Raw genomic sequence first — 3,835 nt, forward strand, 5'->3', positions numbered from 1 at the left:
CACTTGCCGAAAAGGGTAACGTGCACGAAACTGCAAATTCAGCAAACATTTTAAACCGAGTTTGTACCATTGCCTTTAATAACGGTTGCGACTATTTGGCAAAACGTGGTGACGCCGCCACCTAGCGGCTGAGCCATGAAAGCCCCTGCATCGCCGGGCCGACGACTGCTGCCGATTCAGCGTCAAAAGAGTGCGAAAGTGGCGGGATCAACGATCAGGCAAGGCGTTTCGACCGGGCTGACTCGACCACCGCGTCGTCGCGCGAGGTGTCCTTGAGCATCACGCCAGACGCGCCGAGCGCACGGGCGCCGGTGACCAAATTCGCCACGGTGTATGCCGCCTGGTCGTAGCCAAGGCCCTCCGGCGGATGGACGTTGGAGACGCAGTTGCGCTCCGAGTCCGCGCAGCCGATCCGGGGTCTGTGCGTCAGGTAGATGCCAATGCTGTCGGCCACCGACAGGCCAGGGCGCTCACCGATCAGCACGATGACCGTGCCGACGCCCATCGCCACGGCAATGTGGTCACCAAGGGCCACCCGGGCCTGCGTGGCGATGACGGGGGCGGCCAAGGCATACGCCGACAGTGCTGCGCGCAGCGCGCGCAAGAGCGGCACCCCGTGGTCCTTCAAGGCACGTGAGGACAACCCGTCGGCCAACACGAAACCGATGTCAGCGGTGCCCCTCCGGATCGAGGACAGGTCTTGCGGTAGCCGACCCAGATCCGGTCGACGCAGGTACTCACCGCGGTCGGCCGCCCGGCTGGTGACGACGCTGGGTGCGCCGAGGCCGACGCTTTGGACGCCCAACGCGAAGGTCTCGACGTCCAAGGGGGTGTGCACGGCGTCGCGCGCCGCGGCATGGGCGGCGGTGAACTCGAGCAGCCGGTGAGTGGGCAGCGCGCTACCAGCCCTGCCGAGGCCGATCCGTGCCTGAGTACTCGACCGTAGGCTCTGCCAAAAATCCTGCGGTTCAACATGTCCGAGGCGGTCGACGTCATCACTCATGGCGCCAGCGCCCGCAGCGGGGACAGGTGCGGTTCCACGGGCAGCACCATCCCCATCTCATCCACCATCCCCAGTCCGGATAGCCACTGTTCGAACTCGGGTGCTGGCCGTAAGCCCAGCACCTGACGCGCGTACAGCACGTCGTGAAAGGACAGGCTCTGATAGCCGAGCATGACGTCGTCCGCCCCCGGCACGGCGATCACGAATGCGGCCCCGGCCACTCCCAGCAGGGTCAATAGGTCATCCATGTCATCGGAGTCGGCTTCGGCGTGGTTGGTGTAGCAGACATCGACCCCCATCGGCAGCCCCAAGAGCTTTCCGCAGAAGTGGTCCTCAAGGCCGGCTCGCACGATTTGCTTACCGTCGTAGAGGTATTCGGGTCCGATGAAGCCGACGACGGTATTGACCAGCAGCGGCTCCAGATCGCGGGCGACGGCATAGGCACGCGCCTCCAAGGTCTGCTGATCGACCGCTTCACCGCCCGTCCCGAGGTGGGCGCCGGCACTGAGCGCCGAGCCCTGACCGGTCTCCAGGTACATCACGTTGTCACCGACGGTTCCGCGCTGCAACGAACGCCCCGCCTCGTTGGCCGCTCGTAGCAGCTCGATACCGACACCGAAACCCTTGTTGGCCGCCTCGGTGCCTGCGATCGACTGAAAGACCAAGTCAACCGGCACGTTTCGTTCGATCAGCTCCATCGTGGTGGTGACGTGGGATAGCACGCAGGACTGCGTGGGAATGTCGACGCGGGAGCGCACCTCGTCGAGGAGGTAGAGCAGATCAGCGGTGGCTCGAGGTGAGTCGCTCGCCGGATTGATGCCGATCACCGCGTCGCCGCAGCCCAGCATGAGTCCATCCAGGGTCGCCGCCGCGACGCCCTTCGGGTCGTCGGTAGGGTGGTTGGGCTGCAGCCGCGTGCTAAGGCGTCCCGGTAGCCCGATCGTCGTGCGGAACGCCGAGGTGACCCGAACCGCGCGTGCGACCGAGATCAAGTCCTGGTTGCGCATCAACTTGCTGACGGCGGCGACCATTTCGGGTGTGAGCCCTGGCGACAACGCGGCCAGGGCGCGAGCCGCGTCGGGCTTCGTCACGGTTTCGAGGAGCCAGTCGCGCAGGCCTCCCACGGTCAGATGCGACACCGTTCGGTAGGCGCTTGCCGAGTGCGAGTCGACGATGAGGCGGGTGACCTCGTCGGTCTCGTACGGGACGACCTGTTCCTGGAGGAAGACATCGAGTGCAACGTCGGCGAGCGCCCACTTCGCCGCTGCGCGTTCGGCATCCGAGCCTGCCGCGCACCCCGCGAGTTCATCACCGGAACGCTTCGGTGTCGCCTTCGCCATCAATTCGACAAGGGACGAGAACGTATGGGTGGTGCCGCCGATGCTCTGGGTGAATCGTGCCATGAATGCTTCCTGTATCGAAACTCGTTGTCCTGAAACAGGATGTGCTCAAGTCCGACCGATTCGGTGATCTTCTCGTAAACATCGGGTTTCGTCCTTCGCAGATACTCTGCCTGCAGGAGACCACCGGGTGTCCAGCCGGGTCGAGCCCCATCGCGGCGAAGAGTGCGATCAGCGCGGCCGCGGTACCCGTCTGGATGAAGGATGACGCCTCTTCGGTGCGATCGGCCGAGACGTTCATCGGCTCGGCTACGCCAGGGTCGAGTAGGCCGCCTCAACCGACTCACCTTGCGTGGCCATGCCGGTCCGCGACGACGGCCATCGACTTCTCGCCCGGAAACTGCTCGCTGCCTGCTGTAGCCCGCACTCCAAGCCCGATGCCGACCACGCTAATCCGGTTGGGGCTTCTTCACGGAGACTCGGGGCAGACGCCGTTTCAAGCTGGCGCTCTTGAGCATCCGAATGGCCAGGTTGGACGACGTGAAGATGGGGATGACGCCGAGGAACGTTCGCTCCGATGCGGTGGCTCCGTGCAGGTGTTCGAGGCTGCCGAAGACGTAGAAGCAGCCGATGCTGAAGATGGTGGCGGGGATGCAGAGGGCCAGCAGTGACCCACGGTCGGACGTGGCTTGCCGTGCAACCGCCAGCTCCTCGTCCGACAAGGGCTCGCGTTTGCGGACCTTGCGCAGAATCTCCTGAATGCCGCCGACTTCCTCGGTCATCGGCATCGTCGGTCGGCGTACCAGCCGGGCGACGAACACCGCGGCAAGCGTGGCGAACACCGCGATCGCTACCGCCGCGATGATCGACAACAGGGCCCAGGGAACCGAATTCACTGCTTCACTCCAAAGTCCGACGCCTGACGCCGCGGTCGCGAGCGCACCAGCGTCGGCCACCAGAACCATGGCCCGAGCAGCCGCAGCAGACACGGCACGATGAACGAGCGCACGATCAGGGTGTCCAGCAGCAGACCGATGCACACGGTCGAACCCACCTGACCAATGGTTCTGAGGTCGCTGGTGAGCATCGCCAGCATGGTGAACGCGAACACCAGACCCGCCGACGTCACCACACCGCCAGTGCTTCCCAGTGCGCGGATGAGCCCGGTGTGCAGTCCGGCGCCCAGCTCTTCCTTCACCCTGGCGATCAACAGCAGGTTGTAGTCCGAGCCGACCGCCACAAGGATGATGAACGTGATCGGTAGCACCAGCCAGTGCAGGTGCAGGCCGATCAGATGCTGCCAGACCAGGACGGAGAGGCCGAACGCGCCGGCGAACGAAAAGGCGACCGTGCCGGGAATGACCAAGGCGGCCAACAGGCTTCGCGTGATGAACAACATGATCAAGAAGATCAGGATGAAGGCGGCGATGGCCACGATGAGCAGATCGGATGCGGCGTACTGCTTGATGTCCTTGTTGTTGGATCCCGCGCC

4 protein-coding genes are annotated in these 3,835 nt (G+C 64.5%); all 4 read right to left on the reverse strand.

Annotated features, from left to right (window positions below; genetic code table 11):
- Nucleotides 1-214: 214 nt before the first annotated feature.
- Nucleotides 215-1,003, reverse strand: a complete 789-nt coding sequence (eutC, locus tag QOD90_RS22145) for an ethanolamine ammonia-lyase subunit EutC (RefSeq protein ID WP_526353087.1) — start codon at nucleotides 1,001-1,003, stop codon at nucleotides 215-217.
- Complete coding sequence (locus QOD90_RS22150; protein WP_526353089.1) at nucleotides 1,000-2,406, reverse strand: ethanolamine ammonia-lyase subunit EutB; 1,407 nt, start codon at nucleotides 2,404-2,406, stop codon at nucleotides 1,000-1,002. Before QOD90_RS22150 ends, eutC begins: the two co-directional genes overlap by 4 nt.
- A gap of 386 nt (nucleotides 2,407-2,792) precedes the next feature.
- Nucleotides 2,793-3,308 (reverse strand): hypothetical protein, encoded by a 516-nt coding sequence (locus tag QOD90_RS22155; RefSeq protein WP_526353091.1) that lies wholly within the window; start codon nucleotides 3,306-3,308, stop codon nucleotides 2,793-2,795.
- On the reverse strand, nucleotides 3,236-3,835 hold a 600-nt coding region (locus QOD90_RS22160; RefSeq protein WP_526353093.1), incomplete at its 5' end, for an MMPL family transporter. The genes QOD90_RS22160 and QOD90_RS22155, both read right to left, overlap by 73 nt.

The sequence above is a fragment of the Mycobacterium sp. genome, assembly GCF_032161845.1.
In the GTDB taxonomy this organism is placed as follows: domain Bacteria; phylum Actinomycetota; class Actinomycetes; order Mycobacteriales; family Mycobacteriaceae; genus Mycobacterium.